Here is a 19,508-nt window from a genome sequence, read left to right on the forward strand (position 1 = left end):
GCGAGGCGGGCGCGGGGGCGCGGCGCGGGCCGGGTGCGGGGATGGTACGTGCGCCGACGGCGGCCGACGGGCGTGCTGTGTCGGAGTGCAGGGGCAGGAAGGTCGTGAGCATGGCGGGTCCTCGGAGCGTGCGGGTGCGGTGTGCTGGGGTCGTGTCGTCAGCGACAGCGACAGCACGCACCGGCGAGGAGCGCCGGAGCCGCCGCGGGCGCGACGACGCAGCGCATTCGCTGCGACGTCGTGCGGCTCTGGCTCATGCGTCGAGGATGCCTGAGCGCTCCGGCCCGGCGAAGCCCTCCGCGACCGGTCTCACATGATGAGAACCAGCGGTGTCAGGCCTCGCGGCGCGCGACGAGCGTGTTCGACGCCTGGGCGCGCGGTCGGATGATCATCGAGTCGATGTTGACGTGGTGAGGACGCGTGAGCGTCCACACGATCGCATCGGCGACGTCCTCCGCGACGAGCGGCGACTCGACGCCCGCATAGACGGCGGCCGCCTTCTCGGCGTCGCCGTCGTACCGCACAAGCGAGAACTCCTCGGTTGCGACCATGCCGGGCGCAATCTCCATGACGCGCACCGGCTCCCCCACGAGCTCGAGCCGCAGCGTGCTCGCGATGACGCGCTCGGCGTGCTTCGCCGCGACGTAGCCGGCACCGCCCGGGTACGTGTCGTGCGCAGCCGTCGAGGTGAGAACGACGACGTCACCCCGACCCGACTCGCGCAGCGACGGAAGCAGGGCCCGCGTGAGACGCAGGGTGCCGAGGACGTTCGTCTCGTACATGCGACGCCACCGGTCGAGGTCGGCATCCGCGACGGAGTCCGTGCCGAGGGCCCCACCGGCGACGTTGACGACCGCGTTGAGCGGACCGTCGTCCGTCACGCGCGCGACGGCCGCAGCGACCGACGCGTCGTCGGTGACGTCGCACACGACCGCGGTCGCACCCGTGCGCACCGCCAGCTCACTGAGCCTGTCGGCACGGCGGGCCAAGGCGAAGACCTCCCAGCCCGCGGCACGCAGCAACTCGACCGTCGCGCGCCCGATGCCCGAGGACGCTCCCGTGACGACCGCACGCAGCGACGGCGGGGCCTGGCGGGACGCGCGCCGCCGGCCGGCGCGCGTCGGGAGCCGCTCGATCGTGTCGTCGAGGTGCTCGTCGTGGAGATCCTCAGCGGCCTCGTCCGCGGTCGCAGCAGGTAGGGGTGCCGCCGGGGCGTCGGCGGCGGCGGTGGCGTCGGCGGCGGGCGCGACGTCGCCGGCTGCGTCGGCAGGGGTGGCTGCGTCGTCGATACCGGGGTCCGCGCTGGTGAGGTCGGCGCTGGTGTCGGGGTCGAGGTAGACGTCGTAGGGGTTGGCGGCGCGCACGGGCGCCTCGCCGGCGTGGTCGCTGAGCAGGTCACGGACGCGTCCGGCGATCTCGTCACGCACGAGGCGCATCCGCTCCATGCCGACGACCCCGCGCTCGGAGGGCTCGTCGAGCACCCACCGCACGACGGGCGTGCCGTCGTGCGTCACGACGTCGGCCTGCTCTCCGAGGACGACGACGACGTCCGCCGCCGCGATCATCTCGTCAGTGATCTGCTGCGGCGCGTGCTCGGACATGTCGACTCCGACCTCGGCGAGCGCCGCGACGGACTCAGCGTTGAGCGAGTCCCCGGGCTGCGTCCCCGCCGAGACGAAGGTCGCCCCGGGCGCGAAGGCGCGAGCAAGCCCCTCGGCCATCGGTGACTTGCCACCGTTGCGGCTGCAGACGAACAGGACTGACCCAGGAACCTCGCTCATGACATCCATGGTCGCACCGCCGACGGACATCGCGCGCCGCGCGACTGCGCCCACGGCACGCATCCACCTGACGGCGATCCTGTGGAAAACGCACCTCTCCACAGATCTCGCCCTCACCTCGCGCGCCGAACACACGTTCGATAGCGTCAACCACGTGACCAGCAACGAGAGCGACGAGATGCGCGAGGCGACCCCGGACGGGGCGCTCTTCGCGCATGCTTCCGTCGCGTTCGACGCCTCGTCGCAGGAGAAGGACGACCGTCCGGGCAGCCAGTCCGGCAGCGGTGCCCGTGGCCGCCCGAGGACCTCATCAGATCTGCCGGACTTCACGTCCCACGCAGAGTTCCTCGACTGGCACCGTCGGGTGTCCGCCGCTCACGGATCGGCGCTCCGGGTGATCGAGGCGATCGAGGCCGAGCAACGCGCGATCGCAGCGCTGCGGCTCGAGACGCTCGCGGTGCTCGCCGAGCTGAGCGACGCGGCCGCACAGGTGGTGTGGGACCCAGCGTCCGGCAGGTCACGAGTCGTCTCGCGCGCAAGCGATCTCCAGGCCGCGCGTCGGTCGACCGTCGCCGAGGTCGCGACACGGACGTGCGCGACCGAGGGGCAGGTCGGTGCCGAGTGGGACCTCGCCCGGCAGGTGGTGGTCGACCACCCCGACGCCGTGCAGGACCTCGCCGGGGGCCGACTGTCGGCCCAGCATCTCCGCGTCGTCGCTGACGAGTCCGTTGCGGTGCCGGCCGAGCACCGCGCGGAGTTCGGGCGCTTGCTGGCCGCCCAGGCCCAGCGACTCACGCCTGGACAGCTGCGGGCGTGGGCCCGGAGGCACCGCGAGATCGCCTACCCCGGGTCGATGGCCGTTCGGCACAGGGCGGCGCGCGCAGGGCGGTACGTCAGCCTCGAGCCGGGCAGGGACGGCATGGCGTGGCTGAGCGCACACCTCACCACCGTTGCAGCCGCTGCGGTCTTCGACCGGATCACCGCTGCGGCCATCGCGTGCCAGGGCCCGGACGAGCCCAGGACGCTCGCACAGCTCCGTGCCGACGCGCTCGTCGACTACGTGCTGGCCGACGAGCCTCTGCCCGGGCCGGTCGGATGCGTCACCGTCGCCGAACCCGCCGGTGGGCCCGCAACCTTTGACGTCGACGTTCCGGCGCCCTCCCGTCGCAGTGTCCAGGGGGCAGTGGGGCCCGTTCGGGGACCCGTCGCGCCACCGTCCAGCGGTACCGCGGAGGGGTGCGGGGATGCTGCCACGATGACGACGCCCGGTGCCGTCGAGGAGGCCGTCATGGTCGTGCCGTTCGGCGAGTCCGCACGCGCCGCCCTGGCACGCACTCCTCGGGAGCGTCAGACCGCGGTTGCCACGCATCTCGCCGACGCTGACGACGTCCGCAACGTCATGTCGTCGGCGTGCGACACCGACATCTACGGCGTGCGCCCGACGGTCGCTGTCACGGTCCCGCACACGCTGCTGCTCGCTGCCGCATCCGGGAGCGATCTCGGTGCACCCTCCAGGGGTGATCGCAGCGCACCTACCAGGGGCGACCGCGGCGCACCCACCAGTGGAGGGACCGGCGCACCCAACCGCGTCGGGAGCGGCGCACCCGCCAGCGGCGACAGCGGCGCACCCACCAGTGACGGGACCGGCACACCCGCCAGCGGCGGGAGCGCGGCAACGCCTGCGTGCGAGACGACCGCCACCAACGCCCATTCGATGAGCACTTCCTCCGCTCGCGACGCTGCAGCACCGCTCGCGCACGAGCGCGGAGCCCCGGTGCCGGAGCTCGTCGGCCACGGACCGATCGACGACGAGACGGCACTCGCACTGCTGGCGGCGGCACCGTCGCTCCGGCGGATCCTCACCGATCCGCACACGGGGATCGCTCTCGACATGTCACGGACCACGTACGTCACCCCAGCGCCGCTGCGGGCCTTCCTCGCTCTGCGCGACGTGACGTGCCGTTTCACCGGGTGTCGCCGCCCCGCGGTGCGATGCGACGTCGACCACGTCATCGCCTGGGCAGAGGGCGGCACGACGAGCGTCGACAACCTCGCCCACCTGTGCCGGACCCATCATCGGCTCAAGCACACGTCGGCGTGGACGAGCCAGGTCCTCGGCCAGGACGAGCTCGCGGCCTTCACACCCGCCGACGTCGCTGGGCACCCTGAACTCGCTGCGCTCGCCGCCGCGGCGCGGGATCTCCCGTCGCGCAACTGGTCCGACGCACCGTCCGACGACCGCCTGCCATCGTCGGTGCTGCGATGGACCGACCCCCACGGTCACGTCACCTACACGATCGGTGACCTCCGTCCGGCCCACCCCACCGGCACTGCGTCACGCGGCGAAGCCATACCCCACGGCCCGGGCGAGACCACGGGCAGAACGGCCGAGTCGGCCAGAAGCAGCGACGAGATCACGAGCCGCAGAACAGAACTCGCGAGCCGCACGGCCGAGGAGACGGGAAGCAGCGCCACGGTCGACCGCGCCACCGCCGAGGCGACGAACCGCGGCACGGGTCAGGCTCGCGGTGCGGACACCGCCATGCCAGGGGCCCCACCCTTCTGACGTGCACCTAGGCTGGGTCCCGCGGCACCCGCCGCACGACATCTCGGAGGGGCGACAACATGACCATCGGTTTCATCGGTGCAGGCACCATGGCGTCCGCGATCGTCGCGGGCATCATCGAGCGCGGCGTCGTCGCCCCGGACCACGTCGTCGTGCACGACCCGCACGGTGGGGCCTCGGCCGCGCTCGCGGCCTCGCTTGGCGTGCGCGTCGCAGACTCGAACGAGGCGCTCGTCGACGCCGTCGACACAGTTGTCCTCGCGATCAAGCCGCAGGTCTTCAGCGAGGTCCTGCCGCCGCTCGCGTCGGCGCTCGCCGAGAACGGGACGCTCGTCGTCTCGATCGCCGCAGGCACCTCGCTCGCACGCATCGCGTCACTCCTCGGCGAGCACGGCGCCGCGCAGCCCGTCGTCCGCGTCATGCCGAACGTCAACGCGCAGATCGGCGCAGGCATGGCCGCCGTCGCGGGCAACTCCGTCGCGTCCGAGGCGCAGGTCGCGGAGGTCATCGACCTGTTCCGCGCGGTCGGCGACGCGATCGAGCTGCCAGAGTCGTCCTTCTCGACGTTCACCGCGATCGCCGGCTCGGCCCCCGCGTACGCCTTCCTCTTCATCGACGCTCTCGCACGCGGCGCGCTCAAGGCAGGCATGCCGAAGGCTCTTGCGACCCGTATCGCCGCTCAGACCGTGCTCGGATCAGCCCAGATGATCCTCGAGTCGGGCGAGCACCCGTGGACGCTCGTCGACAAGGTCTGCTCCCCCGGCGGCACGACGATCGCGGGACTTATGGCGCTCGAGGACGGCGGCTTCGTCTCGACCGTCGTCGACTCCGTGAGCGCAACGATCGAACGCGACCTCGAGCTCGGCGCCGGGAGCTGATCCGCACCGCGCGCGCAACGGTATCCTGGGGGCCGACCCGCCCGGCTCCGAGTCACCGGGCGGCGCGGTCCCGCTCTGGGCCGTCGGTCGTGGGCGCCCCTCGCGCGCCCGTCCCACCGCCATGCGCCACCACCGCGGCGCTCGCACGGTCACGTGCGGCGTCCCCGCGCGTCCACACGGGTGTGCGCCCACGTGCCGTCCCCCTCGGAGATCCTGTGACCCGCTCGACGTCCGTCCTTGCCGCCACCCTCGCGACGGCCGCGCTCATGCTCGCGGCGTGCAGCCAGTCGGACGCCCAGGTCCCCGCACCCGGCCCGACGACGGCCATCACCTCGTCCGCAGCCCCCGGCGCGACGACGTACCCGCTGACGATCGACAACTGCGGGACCGAGGTGACGTTCGCTCGACGGCCCGAGAGGATCCTCACGATCAAGTCGGCGACGACCGAGATGCTCCTGGCACTCGGCGCCGGCGGGGCGATCATCGGCACCGCCTACCCTGACGGTCCGGCACCCGAGCCCTGGACCGCACAAGCCGCTGCGATCCCGGTGCTCGCCGAGAAGGTTCCGAGCCACGAGGTCGTCCTCGAGGCGGAGCCCGACCTCGTGTACGCCGGCTGGGAGTCGAACTTCTCCGCCGAGGGAGCGGGCGATCGCGCCGACCTCGAGAAACTCGGCGTCCGCACCCTCGTCGCGCCGTCGGCCTGCAAGGCAGCCCCCTACGCACCGAAGCCGCTGACGTTCGAGGCGGTGTTTGACGAGATCACGCTCGTCGGGTCCGTCGTCGATCGCGTGCCGGAAGCTGCGGCACTCGTCGCCGAGCAGCGCAGCGCCCTCGACTCGATCGAGCCCGACGACCGCGACCTCAGCGCACTGTGGTTCTCGTCGGGGTCCGACACCCCGTACGTCGGCGGCGGCACCGGCGCGCCCCAGCTCGTCATGACGACCGCAGGGCTCACGAACATCGGCTCGGCCATCGACGACGCCTGGGGCCCGATGTCCTGGGAGGCCGTCGCCGAGGCCGACCCGGACGTCATCGTCCTCGTCGACTCCCCGTGGAACAGCGCCGAGAAGAAGAAGGCGCTGCTCGCCTCGGGCGCCGTGACGCGAGAGCTGCGGGCCGTGCAGAACGCCTCGTACGTCGTCGTCCCGTTCCCCGCGACAGAGGCCGGGGTCCGCACCGTGGCCGCGGCCGCTCAGCTCGCGGCAGACGTCGGGAACCTCGAGATCGACCCCCGATGACGAGCGCTCGTCCAGCCCTAGCCTCCGGAACGCCGACTCGGGTCGACCCTGCCCCGAGTGCGGAGGTTCCCACGCACGGAGGGCACCCCGCGACGCACAGAGATCGAGTCGCCACGCACGGCTGGCTCCTTGTCGTCGTCGGGCTCGCTGTGCTGGTGCTCGCGCTGCTCGTCGCGGTGCTCGTGGGTCCGGCCGCACTCACCCCGGCCGACGTGTGGTCGTCGGTGCGCCATCACATGCTCGGCGGAGAGGCGACGCTCTCGACGCTGCGTGACGCGATCGTCTGGGAGGGCCGCCTCCCGCGGGCTCTCACCGCGGCGGCCGTCGGGGCCGGGCTCGCCGTGTGCGGCGTCGTCATGCAGGCCCTCACGCGCAACCCGCTCGCCGACCCGTACCTGCTCGGCCTGTCGTCGGGGGCGAGCCTCGGCGCGGTGAGCGTCCTCCTGCTCGGCCTCACTGTCCTGCTGCCCGTCGCAGCCTTCGCGGGCGCCGGCCTGGCGCTCATCGCGTCGCTCGCTCTCGCGGGGACGCTCGGCGCCCTCACCCCGACGAGGACGGTCCTCGCGGGGCTCGCCGTGAGCCAGCTCGCCGCCGCCGCGACGAGCCTCGTGATCTTCTGGTCCGCCGAGGGCGACTCCTACCGCGAGGTCCTCACCTGGCTCATGGGCTCCGTCGCAGGTGCCGGGTGGAGCTCGGTCGCGATCGCCGGCGTCGCCCTGCTCGTCCTCGGCGTGCCGCTCGCTGCCGCAGGCAACCTCCTCGACGCGATGACCTTCGGCGACCACGCGGCCTCGGCGCTCGGCGTGCCCGTCGAGCGCGTCCGGTGGGGCCTGCTCGCGGCGGTCGCCCTCCTCACAGGCGCGCTCGTGTCCGTCTCCGGGTCGATCGGCTTCGTCGGACTCGTCCTGCCCCACGCCGTGCGCGCCATCGTCGGGTCACGTCACCGGGCAGTCCTGCCCGTCTCGGCCGTCGCCGGCGCGATCGTCCTCGTCCTCGCCGACACGCTCGCCCGCACCGCGTTCGAGCCACGCGAGCTACCCGTCGGCGTCGTCACCGCCGCCCTCGGCGCGCCCGCGTTCGCGTGGCTGCTCCACCGCACGCGGAAGTCGCTCACATGAGGCGCAGATCCGCGCCGGAGCGCGCAAGGACGGCGACACCCCGAGCAACAACGTCCACCGCCACGCGCCGCCCCACAGAGCAGAGCGCCTCCACGTACGGCCTCGTCGCTCGCAACCTCGCATGGTCGGTCGCGGGCCGACGTGTCGTCGACGGCGTCTCGTTCCGTGCGCCGTCGGGTGCCGTCACGGGTCTTCTCGGACCCAACGGTTCAGGCAAGTCCTCGCTCCTGAGGCTCGTCGCGGGGGCGACACGCGCCGAGGCTGGGTCCGCGTCGTTCGACGGGGCAGACCTCACGAAGCTCACTCGTCGCGAGCGGGCTCGCATCACGGCGTTCGTCGAGCAGGACGCGAGCGCCGACCGGAGCCTCACCGTGGCGGACGCGGCCGAGCTCGGCCGCCTCCCCCACCGTGGATGGTTCGCCCCACCGAGCGCGTCTGATCGCGCCGCGGTGAGCACGGCGCTCGCCCGAGCGGGCGCGTCCGAACTCGCCGACCGGGACCTCGCGACGCTCTCCGGCGGCGAGCGCCAGCGCGCCCACGTCGCCCGCGCGCTCGCGCAGGAACCCCGCCTCCTCCTGCTCGACGAGCCGACGAACCACCTCGACGTCGCGGCGCAGCGCGAGCTCCTCACGCTCCTCGCCGGGCTCGCGGCCGACGGCACGACGGTCCTCACGGCTCTCCACGACCTCACGCTCGCGGCAGCGTGGTGCGACCACGTCGTCGTGCTCGACCATGGTCGTGTCCTTGCCGAGGGCCCGGTCGAGGACGTCCTCGTGCCCGACGTCGTCGAGGCGGTCTGGGGCGTGCGCCCCGACATCCCCACGCATCCCCGGACGGGGCGGCCCCTCCTCGTGCTCTGAGCGACTCAGGTCGACGCGCGGCGGACGAGCGTCGTCTGCAGGGTCACTGCCGCAGGATCTGCCCCTTCGACGGTCTCGAGCAGGAGCCGCACCATCTCGGCGCTGATCCGCTCGAAGGGTTGGCGCATCGTCGTGAGCGCCGGGTGGAGCGCCGCCGCGACGCCCGAGTCGTCGAAGCCCCCGACCGCGACGTCGTCGGGCACGGACCTGCCTGCGGCCTGGAGCGCGACGAGCGCGCCGGCCGCCATGAGGTCGTTGGCGACGAAGACGGCGTCGAGGTCAGGGCGTCGTTCGACGAGCTCCGCCATGGCGAGCCGGCCCGACTCACGCGAGTAGTCGCCGTGGGCGACGAGCGTCTCGTCGAACGCTTCGCCGACGGCGTCGCGGTAGCCCTCGAGGCGGAGCGTTCCGCCCGGCGTGTCGAGCGGGCCGGTGATCATTGCGACCCTCGTGCGGCCCGTGTCGAGGAGGTGACGCGTCATCGTGCGTGCGCCCGCGCGGTCGTCGGCTGCGACGTAGCCGACCGAGCCCTCGAAGCCGAGAGGCACACCGCACGCGACGACCGGCACCTGGTGCTTGAGAAGCTCGGCAACCATGGGGTTGTCGCGGTGCGAGGAGATGAGGAGGACGCCGTCGACGTGCCCGGCCGCGACGTACGCGGAGATCCGTTTCCGCTCGGCGGGCGTCGAGGCAAGCATGAGGAGCAGCGGGATCTCGCGACCTGCGAGGGCTTCGGCAGCGCCGCGCAGCAGGACAGAGAAGTTGGGGTCCTCGAAGAGCAGGTGCTGGGGTTCCGTGAGGAGGAACGCGACCGAGTTGGCGCGACCCGTGACGAGCGAGCGGGCATGCTGGTTGGCCTGGTAGCCGGTCGTGCGGATCGCCTCTTGGACGGCCGCGAGCGCGTCGGGCGACACCCAGTGGCCGCCGTTGAGCACGCGTGAGACCGTTCCGCGAGACACTCCGGCGGCGGCGGCGACGTCGCGGATCGTCGGCCGGCGACGGGAGGTGTGGCTGGGTCGGGCCTGGTCGCTCATGGACGCCGAGCCTAGTTCGTCACGGTCGCTGCGCGAAGCGCCGCGCCTCGCGCCGGGTCGGGGACGTGGGACGTCCAGGTGCGCCAGGCGCTCTCCTCGTGACCGCTCTCGTCGACGAGCGCGAGGTTGGACCACTGGACGCCCGCATGGTCGGCGTCACCCTCCTCGGCGTACGCCATGCCTGCGGGCGACGCCCAGGAGGAGCCGTCGACGGGCAGCCAGGCGGGCTCCCAGTAGATGACGCCACGTCCGTGGTCGCCCGGGGTGGCGGCGACGACGTCGTCGAGGTCCGTGAGGAACGCGGCCTGGGAATCCGGTCCGGGTTCGCGCCCGGTCCGGGCGATCTCGGCGTCCCGGACCATCGAGCCGTGCCCGGCAGGGGTGGTCGAGGAACGGGCGAACGCGGTCTCGGCAACGAGGAGGTCGAGCCCGTAGGTCGTGGCAAGGTGGTCGAGGTTCGCTCCGAGGTCCGCGAGGGACCCATGCCAGAACGGGTAGTAGGACAGTCCGAGGATGTCGAGCTCGACGCCCCGCGGGAGCATGCGGTCGAGCCACTGGCGGGCGACGACGTCGGAGCCGCCCTGGTCGAGGTGGAGGACGACCTCGGCGTCGGAGTGCTCGCGGACCGCCGCGGTCCCGGCGCGCAGGAGTCCGGCGAGAGCGTCGTCGGCGGCGGGGTCGGCGGGTGCGTAGCGGAGCGTCTGGTCGTCGTAGCGGGCCGTCGCGGCGACGGGCCAGCACGTGCCGTTCGTGATCTCGTTGCCCACCTGGACGCTCGCGAGCGGGAGTCCTGACGCAGCGAACGCGTCGAGCGTCGTGCGCGTGTACTCCCCCACGCGGGCGGCGAGGGCGGTGGCTCCGAGCCCTGCCCACGCCTTGGGGGTGCGCTGCTTGGCGGGGTCCGCCCAGAAGTCCGAGTAGTGGAGGTCGAGCTGGACGGCCATGCCCGCCTCGTGGGCGCGCCTCGCGAGTCGGAGCGTGCGCGCAAGGTCGTTGGTGCCGCCGAGGTAGGGCGCGCCGTCCGCGTCGTAGGGGTCGACCCAGAGGCGGAGGCGGACGAGGTTGCTTCCGGCGCGCGCCGCGAGCGTGACGAGGTCGCACGGGGCGCCGTCGCGGTCGCGGTAGGTGACGCCGAGCTGTTCCATCTCCTCGGTAATGGAGATGTCGACGCCGTGCGTCCATGCGGGTGAGGTCACGTCGATCCTTCCGTCGCTCCGTCGCGGCACGAGGTTGTCCTGCCGGGAGGCACGGGGCGGGACCTCGGGGGAAGACACCACCCGTGCACGGTCCCAGTCTGACACAGACTCGTTCTACGTACGTGGAAAGCGCAACCCCGACCAGGGCAGACGTTCCAGGAGTAGGGATCGACCGCATCACACGACGTGTTCCGCGTCACGACGGTCGGAGCCATCACGGAGCCGTGGTGCCGGACGCACGTCACTGACCTGACTCCCCCGCCGCGTGCGCCACTCCCTGGAACGGCGCCACGACGTCCACGGGCGGCCAGACCGCCTCGCACGCCGGCACCAACGACCGCGCCACGTGGTGGACCCTCGACGAGACCCCCCGGCGCAAGCCAGTGGGGCGCCTGAGAGTCGACCGGCACCTGCGGCACCGAGCCGACGGACCTGCCCACGACGGCAGAGCCGACCGACCCGTCGGTGCCCGTCATCGACGGTGAGGTCCCTGCGCCTCGGCCCGCCGAGCCCCGGTACGGGAAGTTCGACCTCGCGTCGGCACGGACCGCACCTGTGCTCGAGCTCCAGTCGATGACGTCCGAACTCGAGGGTGCCGTCGTCACCGAGTCGTCCACCGAGAAGCTCGTCATGAGCCTCGGCTCGGACGTCCTGTTCGCCTTCAACGAGGCGAAGCTCACGGGGGCAGCCCGGACGACGATCGAGCGTGCCGCTGCGACGATCCGTTCCGCGAGCCCGGAACGGTCACGATCGTCGGGCACACCGACGATCAAGGGTCGACCGCGGCCAACCAGATGCTGTCCGAGCGCCGTGCCGCTGCGGTCGCGAAGGCCCTCGGTGCCGCTCTCGCGAGCGACGACTACCGCGTCGAGGCCTCGGGCCGCGGCGAGTCCGAGCCTCGGTTCCCCAACGACAGCGCGGCGAACCGCACGAAGAACCGCCGAGTGATGCTGACGCTCGAGTCGACCGTGACGACCGAGCGCGAGATCGCGACAGGTGAGCTGCCGCCGCTCGAGGACGGACAGACGGCGACCGGGGCCGACGGCGTGACGTTCGACACCTCGCGGCAGTTCCGACTGCGCGCTCCGCGTGCGCGCCTCGTCGACGGCAACATCGTCGTCGACCTCGAGCTCACGGCCACCGACGACGAGGTGGACTCGTCGTTCATGTTCGGCGGTATCGGTCCGAGTCTCAACCCGCGCGGGGGCGACTCGACCCTCGCGCACAGGACGGCCGGGGCCGTGCACCTCCTCGTCGGGACGGAGCGGGTGCATCCGACGGACTATCGCGTCGACGACGGCGCGGCGCGTCCCGAGGTGTGGCTCCCGCTCGCCGAGCTCTCGATCCAGAACCGGCTCGATGGTGGCCAGTCACGCACGGTCTCCGTCGTCTACCCCGACCTTGGCGAGGGTCTTCACCTCACCGAGGTGACGGTGCAGGCCGATGCGCTGGGCCTCGAGGCCTTCCGGCTCACGCACATCCCGGTCGCGAGGGGCTCACGGAGGGTCTTCGCGCGCAGCTCCCGACGCCCGTCAGCGCGCCCGCGCGCGGGCGGTGCCGCGTCAGTGCGTCGTGAGGAAGTCCTCGACGGCCGCGAAGAACGCCTCGGGGCGGTCCCGGCGCACACAGTGTCCCGCCCCGTCGACGACGACGCGTCTCACGTGCGGGTTGCCGTGGTCGGTCGGCGCCATGGTCGGCCCCGGGGGGACCAGCAGGAGCGTCGGCACCTCGACGGTGCGCCACAGCGCCGGCCAGTCCCCTCCGGCACCGATGCCCGGTCCGACGGCTGCTCTGTCGACGCGTCGTTTCGAGTCGGCCCACGCGTCGATCTCCGCGTCGCTCCACGTCGTCTCCCGCCGCATGCGGGCGACCTCCCCGTCACGGTCCGCGAGCGAGTCAAGGAATGCGAGCGTCCCGGTGACGAACGCGTCGACGTCGTCGTCGGGCCCGAACGGGGATGCCGGGTCCTCGAGCACGAGGGCACGAACCCGCTCCGGCATCGCGCAGGCGGCCTGCAGCGCGAGGTTGCCACCGAGCGAGTGGCCGAGCAGCACGAGCGGCTCGTCCTGCTCCGCGAGGAGCTCGAGGACGTCGTCGAGCATGACGTCCGACGCGCACGGGACGTCCTCGGGCGCGAATCGCGGTGACACGCCGTGCCCGCGGAGGTCGACCGCGAGGAGGTCCCACGTTCCGCCCCAGCGCGCGACGAGGTCCGGCCACGTCGTGCCGTCCTCGGTGAAGCCGTGGAGCAGCAGCATGCGTGGCCCCGCAGGGCTGCCCGAGCGATGCGTGACGAGGTTCATGGGACAACACTAGCGACGCTGGGGACACACCCCGTGGGACTCGCGGCCTCCCACCGGGCTCCCGGCGACGGCGGTCGCGTCCGGCTCGGAGTTCTGCGTCCGGCTCGGAGATCAGCGCCCGGCTCGCCCGTCGGCGAGCCCGCGCGCGTAGGCCTCGGCGGTGCCCTCGCTGAAGAGGTCGGCCTCGCCGAGCCGAGGCAGGATCTTCGCGCCGGGTCCGTCGTCGTCGGTCGTGAGGTGTCTGAGCCCGCGGACGACGGCGACGGGCCGGCCCGTCACCTTGCCCTTGACGAGGTCGGCGGCCGCCGCGATCTCGTCGGCGACGGCGCGCACCGTCATGCCGAGCTCGCGGCCGGCCGAGTCGCGCCGACCGCGCTCGTCGGCGACGACGCGGAGTCCGGCCGCGCCGATCGCGAGGTCGACGAGCCCGTCGCGCCACACGCGTCCGGCGGTGTCCGTGACGACGACGCCGACGCGCACGCCGAACGCGTCCCGCAGGCCTGCGCGCAGACGGCGGGCGGACGCGTCGGGGTCGACGGGCAGGAGGAGGACGGTGCCCTCGGGCGTGTTCGACGCGTCGACGCCCGCGGCCGCCATGACGAGCCCGAGCCGATTCTCGACGATCCGCAGCGGCGGCCCGCCCGGCCGTTCACGTGTCGCGACGACGCGCACCGTCTCCGCGGTGACCGCGGCCTCGCGGTCGTCAGCCGCGACGACGCGTCCCTCGGACTTCGACACGATCTTGCTCGCGACGACGACGACGTCGCCGTCGGTGAGGTCCGGGCACACACGGGCGACGAGCGCCGCGAGGTCGTCGCCCGGGCGGACCTCCCCGATCCCGTCGGGCGCGGTGACGGAGAACCCGGTCACCGGGAGAGCTTGGGCAGGACGTCGCGCGCGAAGACGTCGATCCACTCGCGCTGGTTGCGCCCGACGTTGTGGAGGTAGATGCGGTCGAAGCCGAGGTCGACGTACTTCTGGATGTTGGCGCGGTGGACGTCGGGGTCCGCGGAGATGACCATGCGTCCCTCGAAGTCCTCGGGGCGGACGAGCTTGGCGATCTGCTCGAACTCGAACGGCGAGCGGATGTCGGCCTTGGGGAACTTCATGCCGCCGTTGGGCCACTCGGTGAGGGCGTTCGCCATGGCTTCCTCGTCCGTGGGTGCCCATGAGAGGTGGATCTGAAGGACCTTGGGCAGCGACTCGGGGTCGCGACCGGACTCGCGGACGCCATCGTCGAACTTGCCGAAGAGCATCGAGATCTTCTCGAGGGGCGCGCCCACGGTGATGAGGCCGTCGGCGTGGCGGCCGGCGCGCTTCGCGGTGACGGGGCCGGCCGTGGCGACGAGGATCTCGGGGGCGACCTCGGGCATCGTCCACAAGCGCGTCGACTCGAGCTTGTAGAACTGCCCCGAGTGCTTGGTGTCCTTGCCGGCGAGCGAGGAGCCGAAGAGCTTCTTGATGATCTCGATGGCTTCGAAGAGACGGTTGATGCGCTCGGGGGCCTCGGGCCAGTACTGCCCGACGATGTGCTCGTTGAGGGCCTCACCCGAGCCGAGCCCGAGCCAGTGCCGGCCCGGGTACATCGCGGCGAGCGTCGCGCTCGCCTGGGCAACCATCGCGGGGTGCCAGCGGAAGGTCGGCGCCGTGACGCCGGGGCCGATGTCGCCCTTCGTCCGCTCGCCGAGCGCCGCAAGGACGTTCCACACGAACGCGCTCTGCCCCTGCTGGGGCACCCACGGCTGGAAGTGGTCGGCCGCCATGACGCCCGAGAATCCGTGCTCCTCGGCGTAGGCCGACAGGGCCACGACCTCGGTCGGGTGGAACTGCTCGAGCATCGCGGCGTAGCCGATCGTGAGGTCCATGCGCCCAGCCTAGGACGGGTCCGGCCGTCCGTGCCGGACGTGTGTGCGCGGCACCTCGGAGATCTGGGAGAATCGGTGACCATGAGTGCACTCTCACCTCTTGAGCCGACCCCCTCCGCCACGACCGCGAACGCCGACGGCGTCATCTCCGCCGTCGTGCGCGAGGTACCGGACAAGGTGAGCCTCGACGGTCTCGAGGACCGCTTCGACGCCCGCTGGACGGCCGAGGGGACGTACGCGTTCGACCGCACGGCCGAGCGCGCCGACGTCTACTCGATCGACACGCCCCCGCCGACGGTCTCGGGCTCGCTCCACGTCGGGCACGTCTTCTCGTACACGCACACCGATGTCGTCGCGCGGTTCCAGCGGATGCGCGGCAAGCGCGTCTTCTACCCGATGGGCTGGGACGACAACGGTCTGCCGACCGAGCGTCGCGTGCAGAACTACTACGGCGTGCGCTGCGACCCGTCGCTGCCGTACGTCGAGGGCTACGAGCCGCCGCTGCAGGGCGCCGAGGGCAAGAGCGTCAAGGCTGCCGACCAGCAGCCGATCAGCCGCAAGAACTTCGTCGAGCTGTGCGAGCGGCTCACGGCTGAGGACGAGAAGCAGTTCGAGGCGCTGTGGCGCCACCTCGGGCTCTCCGTCGACTGGACGCGCACGTACCAGACGATCGGCCAGGACGCGCAGGCCGTCGCCCAGACAGCTTTCCTCCGCAACCTCGCCCGCGGCGAGGCGTACACGGCCGAGGCCCCGGGCCTGTGGGACGTGACGTTCCAGACGGCGGTCGCGCAGGCTGAACTCGAGGCTCGCGACTATCCGGGCCACTTCCACAAGGTGAACTTCCACGCGCCCGACGGCACCCCGGTGCAGATCGAGACGACGCGGCCCGAGCTCCTCCCCGCGTGCGTCGCGCTCATCGCGCACCCGGACGACGAGCGCTACCAGCACCTCTTCGGCACGACGGTGACGTCCCCGCTCTTCGGCGTCGAGGTGCCGGTCCTCGCACACCCGGCCGCCGAGCCCGACAAGGGCGCGGGCATCGCGATGTGCTGCACCTTCGGCGACCTCACGGACGTCCAGTGGTGGCGCGAGCTCCAGCTGCCGACACGCTCGGTCCTCAACCGGGACGGCCGCCTCACGCGCGAGACCCCGGAGTGGATCACGTCGGAGGCCGGCGTCGCGATGTTCGCGGAGATGGCGGGCAAGACGACGTTCTCGGCACGTACGGCCGTCGTCGACGCCCTGCGGGCGTCGGGCGACCTCGACGGCGAGCCCGTCCCGACGCAGCGCAAGACGAACTTCTTCGAGAAGGGCGACAAGCCCCTCGAGATCGTCACGAGCCGCCAGTGGTACATCCGCAACGGCGGCCGCGACGCCGAGCTCAACGCACAGCTCCTCGCGCGCGGCTCCGAGCTCAGCTTCCACCCCGACTTCATGCGCGTGCGCTACGAGAACTGGGTCGGCGGCCTCAACGGCGACTGGCTCATCTCGCGCCAGCGTTTCTTCGGTGTGCCGATCCCGGTGTGGTACCCGGTCGACGCCGAGGGGCAGCCCGTGTGGGACTCCCCGATCGTCCCCGACGAGGCGTCGCTGCCGATCGACCCGTCCTCCGACGTCCCGGCCGGCTACACGGCCGAGCAGCGCGGGCAGGCCGGTGGGTTCGTCGGCGACCCCGACATCATGGACACGTGGGCGACGAGCTCCCTCACCCCGCAGATCGCGGGCGGCTGGCTCTCCGACCCCGACCTCTTCGCGCGGGTCTTCCCGATGAACCTTCGCCCGCAGGGCCAGGACATCATCCGCACGTGGCTTTTCTCGACGGTCGTGCGCTCGCACCTCGAGCACGGCTCGCTGCCGTGGTCGGATGCCGCGATCTCGGGCTGGATCCTCGACCCGGACCGCAAGAAGATGTCGAAGTCGAAGGGCAACGTCGTCACGCCGATGGGCCTGCTCGAGGAGCACGGCTCGGACGCGGTGCGCTACTGGGCGGCCTCGGCGCGCCTCGGCACGGACGCGGCCTTCGAGGTCGGTCAGATGAAGATCGGCCGTCGCCTCGCGATCAAGATCCTCAACGCGTCGAAGTTCGCGCTGTCGTTCGCGGGCGAGGGCGAGATCCGTCTCGACCCGGCGGCCGTCACGGTGCCCCTCGACCGCGCGATGCTCGCGGGTCTCGCGGACGTCGTCGACGCGGCAACGGAGGCTCTCGCTGCGTACGACCACACGCGAGCCCTCGAGCTCTCCGAGACGTTCTTCTGGACGTTCTGCGACGACTACCTCGAGCTCGTCAAGGACCGCGCGTACGGCGGTGGCGAGGCCGAGGTCTCCGCGGAGACCCTCTCGTCGCGCACGGCTCTCGCGCTCGCGCTCGACACGATGCTCCGCCTCTTCGCGCCGGTCCTGCCGTTCGCGACGGAGGAGGTGTGGTCGTGGTGGCGTGACGGCTCGGTCCACACGGCACCGTGGCCCGTCGCTGCGCCGCTGCGCGCGGCCGCAGGCGGCGAGGCGCGTCTCGACGAGCTCACGGCTGCGGGCAACGCGCTCGCGGCGCTCCGCAAGATCAAGTCGGAGGCCAAGGTCTCGATGCGCACGCCGATCCTCCTCGCGGAGGTCGCCGTGCCAGCAGCGTCGCTCGCTGCGGTCGAGCAGGCCGTCGGTGACATCCGCGGCGCGGGTCGTGTCACGGGTGAGCTCACGCTCCGTGAGGCGTCCGAGGGCGAGGGGTCGGTCGACGTCCAGGGCGGCATCGTCGTCGTGCGCTCCGAGCTCGGCGAGCCCGAGGCGCGGAAGCCGAAGGCCTGACGATGACTCTCGCCGAGTCGGTCTCCCCCGACCTCAACGACGTCCCGCGCGACGCCTCGATCGCCGACCTGCTCGCGAAGCGTGTCGCGGAGGCCGGTGACGGCACGCTCATCGAGGTGAAGTCGCACGTCGCCGGCACGTGGCGTCCGGTGACGGCCCGTGCGTTCAGCGACGAGGTCATGGCGGTCGCCAAGGGATTCCTCGCGCTCGGCCTCGCCCAGGGTGAACGCGTCGCGATCATGTCGCGCACCCGCTACGAGTGGACGCTGCTCGACTTCGCCGCTTGGCAGGCCGGGCTCGTCCCGGTGCCCGTCTATGAGACGAGCTCGGTCGAGCAGGTCCGGTGGATCCTCGCGAACGCGGGCGTCCGCGCCGTCGTCGTCGAGACGGCCGCGCACGCGGCCCTCGTCGAGGAGGCGCGCTCGGAGGCTCCGTCGGTCGAACACGTCCTCGTGCTCGACGACGACGCGGTCAACACTCTCACCACCGGCGGCGTCGCCATCACCGACGGTGAACTCGCGGCGCGCACCGAGGCCCTCGACGGCGACGCGGTCGCGACGATCATCTTCACCTCGGGCACGACCGGCCGCCCCAAGGGCGTCGAGCTCACGCACCGCAACTTCGTCCACCTCGCGCGCAACGGCGTGCGGTCGCTCGGCGAGATCTGCGCGGTTCCGGGTGCGCGGACGCTGCTCTTCCTGCCGCTCGCGCACGTCTTCGCGCGGTACATCCAGGTGATGGCCGTGACGTCGGGCTCGGTGCTCGGCCACGCGCCGGACATCAAGAACCTCCTGCCGGACCTCAGCTCGTTCCGCCCGACGTACCTCCTCGCGGTGCCCCGCGTTTTCGAGAAGGTCTACAACTCGGCCGAGCAGAAGGCCGGCGCCGGCACGAAGCTCAAGATCTTCCGCTGGGCCGCCAAGGTCGCGATCAAGACGTCGCGCGCCTGGGACACCCCGCGCGGACCCTCCCCCGCCCTCAAGGCACAGCACGCCCTCGCGGGCCGTCTCGTCTACTCGAACCTCCGCACGGCGCTCGGCGGTCGGTGCACGTTCGCGATCTCGGGCGGGGCTCCGCTCGGCGAGCGGCTTACCCACTTCTACCGTGGCATCGGCCTGACGATCCTCGAGGGCTACGGGCTCACCGAGACGACGGCGCCGAGCGCGGTCAACCGTCCCGGCTCGGTCGCGCCGGGCACGGTGGGCCTGCCGTTCGCGGGGACGAGCGTGCGCATCGCCGCCGACGGCGAGGTCCTCGTCCAGGGCGACCACGTCTTCCGCGGGTACCACGACAACCCGGAGGCGACCGCCGAGGCGTTCGTCGACGGCTGGTTCCGCACGGGCGACCTCGGGTCGCTCGACGACGCGGGCCGCCTGCGCATCACGGGCCGCAAGAAGGAGATCATCGTCACCGCGGGCGGCAAGAACGTCGCCCCGGCCGTCCTCGAGGACCGCTTCCGTGGGCACCCGCTCGTCAGCCAGTGCGTCGTCGTCGGTGACCAGCGACCCTTCATCGCGGCGCTCGTCACCCTCGACCCGGAGATGCTGCCCGGCTGGCTCTCCGCACGAGGGCTGCCCGCGATGTCCGTCGCGGAGGCCGCCGTGCACCCCGAGGTGCTCGCGGCGCTCCACCGCGCGGCCGAGCGTGCCAACGAGGCTGTTTCGCGCGCCGAGTCGATCCGGAAGATCCGCGTGCTCACGACGGACTTCACCGAGAGCAACGGCTACCTCACGCCGTCCCTCAAGGTGAAGCGCGCGCTCGTCCTCACGGACTTCGCGGGCGAGGTCGACGCGATCTACTCCTGAGCCGTACGCCCCACGGCCGGTTCTCGCGCGCGAGGACCGGCCGTCGACGTCCCGTGGGGCCA

At 72.2% G+C, this 19,508-nt stretch carries 13 protein-coding genes and 2 pseudogenes; 8 read left to right on the forward strand and 7 right to left on the reverse strand.

Translation table 11 applies throughout. The features are described from left to right. Nucleotides 1–332: 332 nt before the first annotated feature. Entirely contained in the window at nt 333–1,076 is a 744-nt protein-coding gene (locus tag C1729_RS14290) for an SDR family NAD(P)-dependent oxidoreductase (protein ID WP_242493875.1), read from the reverse strand. 453 nt (nt 1,077–1,529) lie between these two features. Continuing rightward, nucleotides 1,530–1,844: pseudogene (locus C1729_RS14905) on the reverse strand (arsenate-mycothiol transferase ArsC); the annotation flags it as partial. 91 nt (nt 1,845–1,935) lie between these two features. Between C1729_RS14905 and C1729_RS05355 the strand changes: the two are divergent. The 5 genes from C1729_RS05355 (at nt 1,936) to C1729_RS05375 (ending at nt 8,444) form a co-directional block, all read left to right on the forward strand. Continuing rightward, complete coding sequence (locus C1729_RS05355; RefSeq protein ID WP_165375423.1) at nt 1,936–4,347, forward strand: HNH endonuclease; 2,412 nt, start codon at nt 1,936–1,938, stop codon at nt 4,345–4,347. A 59-nt stretch (nt 4,348–4,406) separates the two neighbouring features. Further along, nucleotides 4,407–5,225, forward strand: coding sequence for a pyrroline-5-carboxylate reductase (gene proC, locus C1729_RS05360; protein ID WP_102509028.1), 819 nt, complete (start codon nt 4,407–4,409; stop codon nt 5,223–5,225). Nucleotides 5,226–5,440: 215 nt separating this feature from the next. Beyond that, nucleotides 5,441–6,466: a putative F420-0 ABC transporter substrate-binding protein gene (locus tag C1729_RS05365; RefSeq protein WP_242493725.1), complete on the forward strand. Its 1,026-nt coding sequence runs from the start codon at nt 5,441–5,443 to the stop codon at nt 6,464–6,466. Beyond that, nucleotides 6,463–7,584, forward strand: a complete 1,122-nt coding sequence (locus C1729_RS05370; RefSeq protein ID WP_102509029.1) for a putative F420-0 ABC transporter permease subunit — start codon at nt 6,463–6,465, stop codon at nt 7,582–7,584. The genes C1729_RS05365 and C1729_RS05370 overlap by 4 nt, the downstream gene beginning before the upstream one ends. Then, nucleotides 7,581–8,444, forward strand: coding sequence for an ABC transporter ATP-binding protein (locus C1729_RS05375; RefSeq protein WP_102509030.1), 864 nt, complete (start codon nt 7,581–7,583; stop codon nt 8,442–8,444). Before C1729_RS05370 ends, C1729_RS05375 begins: the two co-directional genes overlap by 4 nt. A gap of 5 nt (nt 8,445–8,449) precedes the next feature. Here C1729_RS05375 and C1729_RS05380 read toward each other — a convergent pair whose 3' ends face one another. Both C1729_RS05380 and C1729_RS05385 read right to left on the reverse strand, forming a co-directional pair. Further along, entirely contained in the window at nt 8,450–9,478 is a 1,029-nt protein-coding gene (locus tag C1729_RS05380; RefSeq protein ID WP_102509031.1) for a LacI family DNA-binding transcriptional regulator, read from the reverse strand. Between the two features lie 11 nt (nt 9,479–9,489). Continuing rightward, complete coding sequence (locus C1729_RS05385) at nt 9,490–10,674, reverse strand: glycoside hydrolase family 53 protein (protein WP_129590671.1); 1,185 nt, start codon at nt 10,672–10,674, stop codon at nt 9,490–9,492. A 794-nt stretch (nt 10,675–11,468) separates the two neighbouring features. Between C1729_RS05385 and C1729_RS15315 the strand changes: the two are divergent. Continuing rightward, a pseudogene (locus C1729_RS15315) lies at nt 11,469–11,555 on the forward strand (hypothetical protein); the annotation flags it as partial. Nucleotides 11,556–12,236: 681 nt separating this feature from the next. Here C1729_RS15315 and C1729_RS14300 read toward each other — a convergent pair. The 3 genes from C1729_RS14300 to C1729_RS05400 form a co-directional block, all read right to left on the reverse strand. Continuing rightward, the gene (locus C1729_RS14300) at nt 12,237–12,977 is read right to left on the reverse strand and encodes an alpha/beta fold hydrolase (protein WP_129590672.1); all 741 of its coding nucleotides are present in this window, start codon (nt 12,975–12,977) and stop codon (nt 12,237–12,239) included. Nucleotides 12,978–13,088: 111 nt separating this feature from the next. Then, nucleotides 13,089–13,847: a coenzyme F420-0:L-glutamate ligase gene (locus tag C1729_RS05395; protein WP_102509034.1), complete on the reverse strand. Its 759-nt coding sequence runs from the start codon at nt 13,845–13,847 to the stop codon at nt 13,089–13,091. Continuing rightward, nucleotides 13,844–14,842, reverse strand: a complete 999-nt coding sequence (locus tag C1729_RS05400) for a TIGR03557 family F420-dependent LLM class oxidoreductase (protein WP_102509035.1) — start codon at nt 14,840–14,842, stop codon at nt 13,844–13,846. The genes C1729_RS05395 and C1729_RS05400 overlap by 4 nt, the downstream gene beginning before the upstream one ends. Nucleotides 14,843–14,923: 81 nt before the next feature. On the opposite strand from C1729_RS05400, the gene valS reads away from it, so the two are divergent. Together valS and C1729_RS05410 are read left to right on the forward strand one after the other, a co-directional pair. Then, nucleotides 14,924–17,641, forward strand: a complete 2,718-nt coding sequence (gene valS, locus C1729_RS05405; protein WP_102509036.1) for a valine--tRNA ligase — start codon at nt 14,924–14,926, stop codon at nt 17,639–17,641. Nucleotides 17,642–17,643: 2 nt separating this feature from the next. Continuing rightward, on the forward strand, nt 17,644–19,446 hold the full coding sequence (locus C1729_RS05410; RefSeq protein WP_102509037.1) for an AMP-dependent synthetase/ligase: 1,803 nt from the start codon (nt 17,644–17,646) through the stop codon (nt 19,444–19,446). Nucleotides 19,447–19,508: the final 62 nt, after the last annotated feature.

Source organism: Sanguibacter massiliensis, from assembly GCF_900240335.1.
Classification (GTDB): Bacteria; Actinomycetota; Actinomycetes; order Actinomycetales; family Cellulomonadaceae; genus Flavimobilis; species Flavimobilis massiliensis.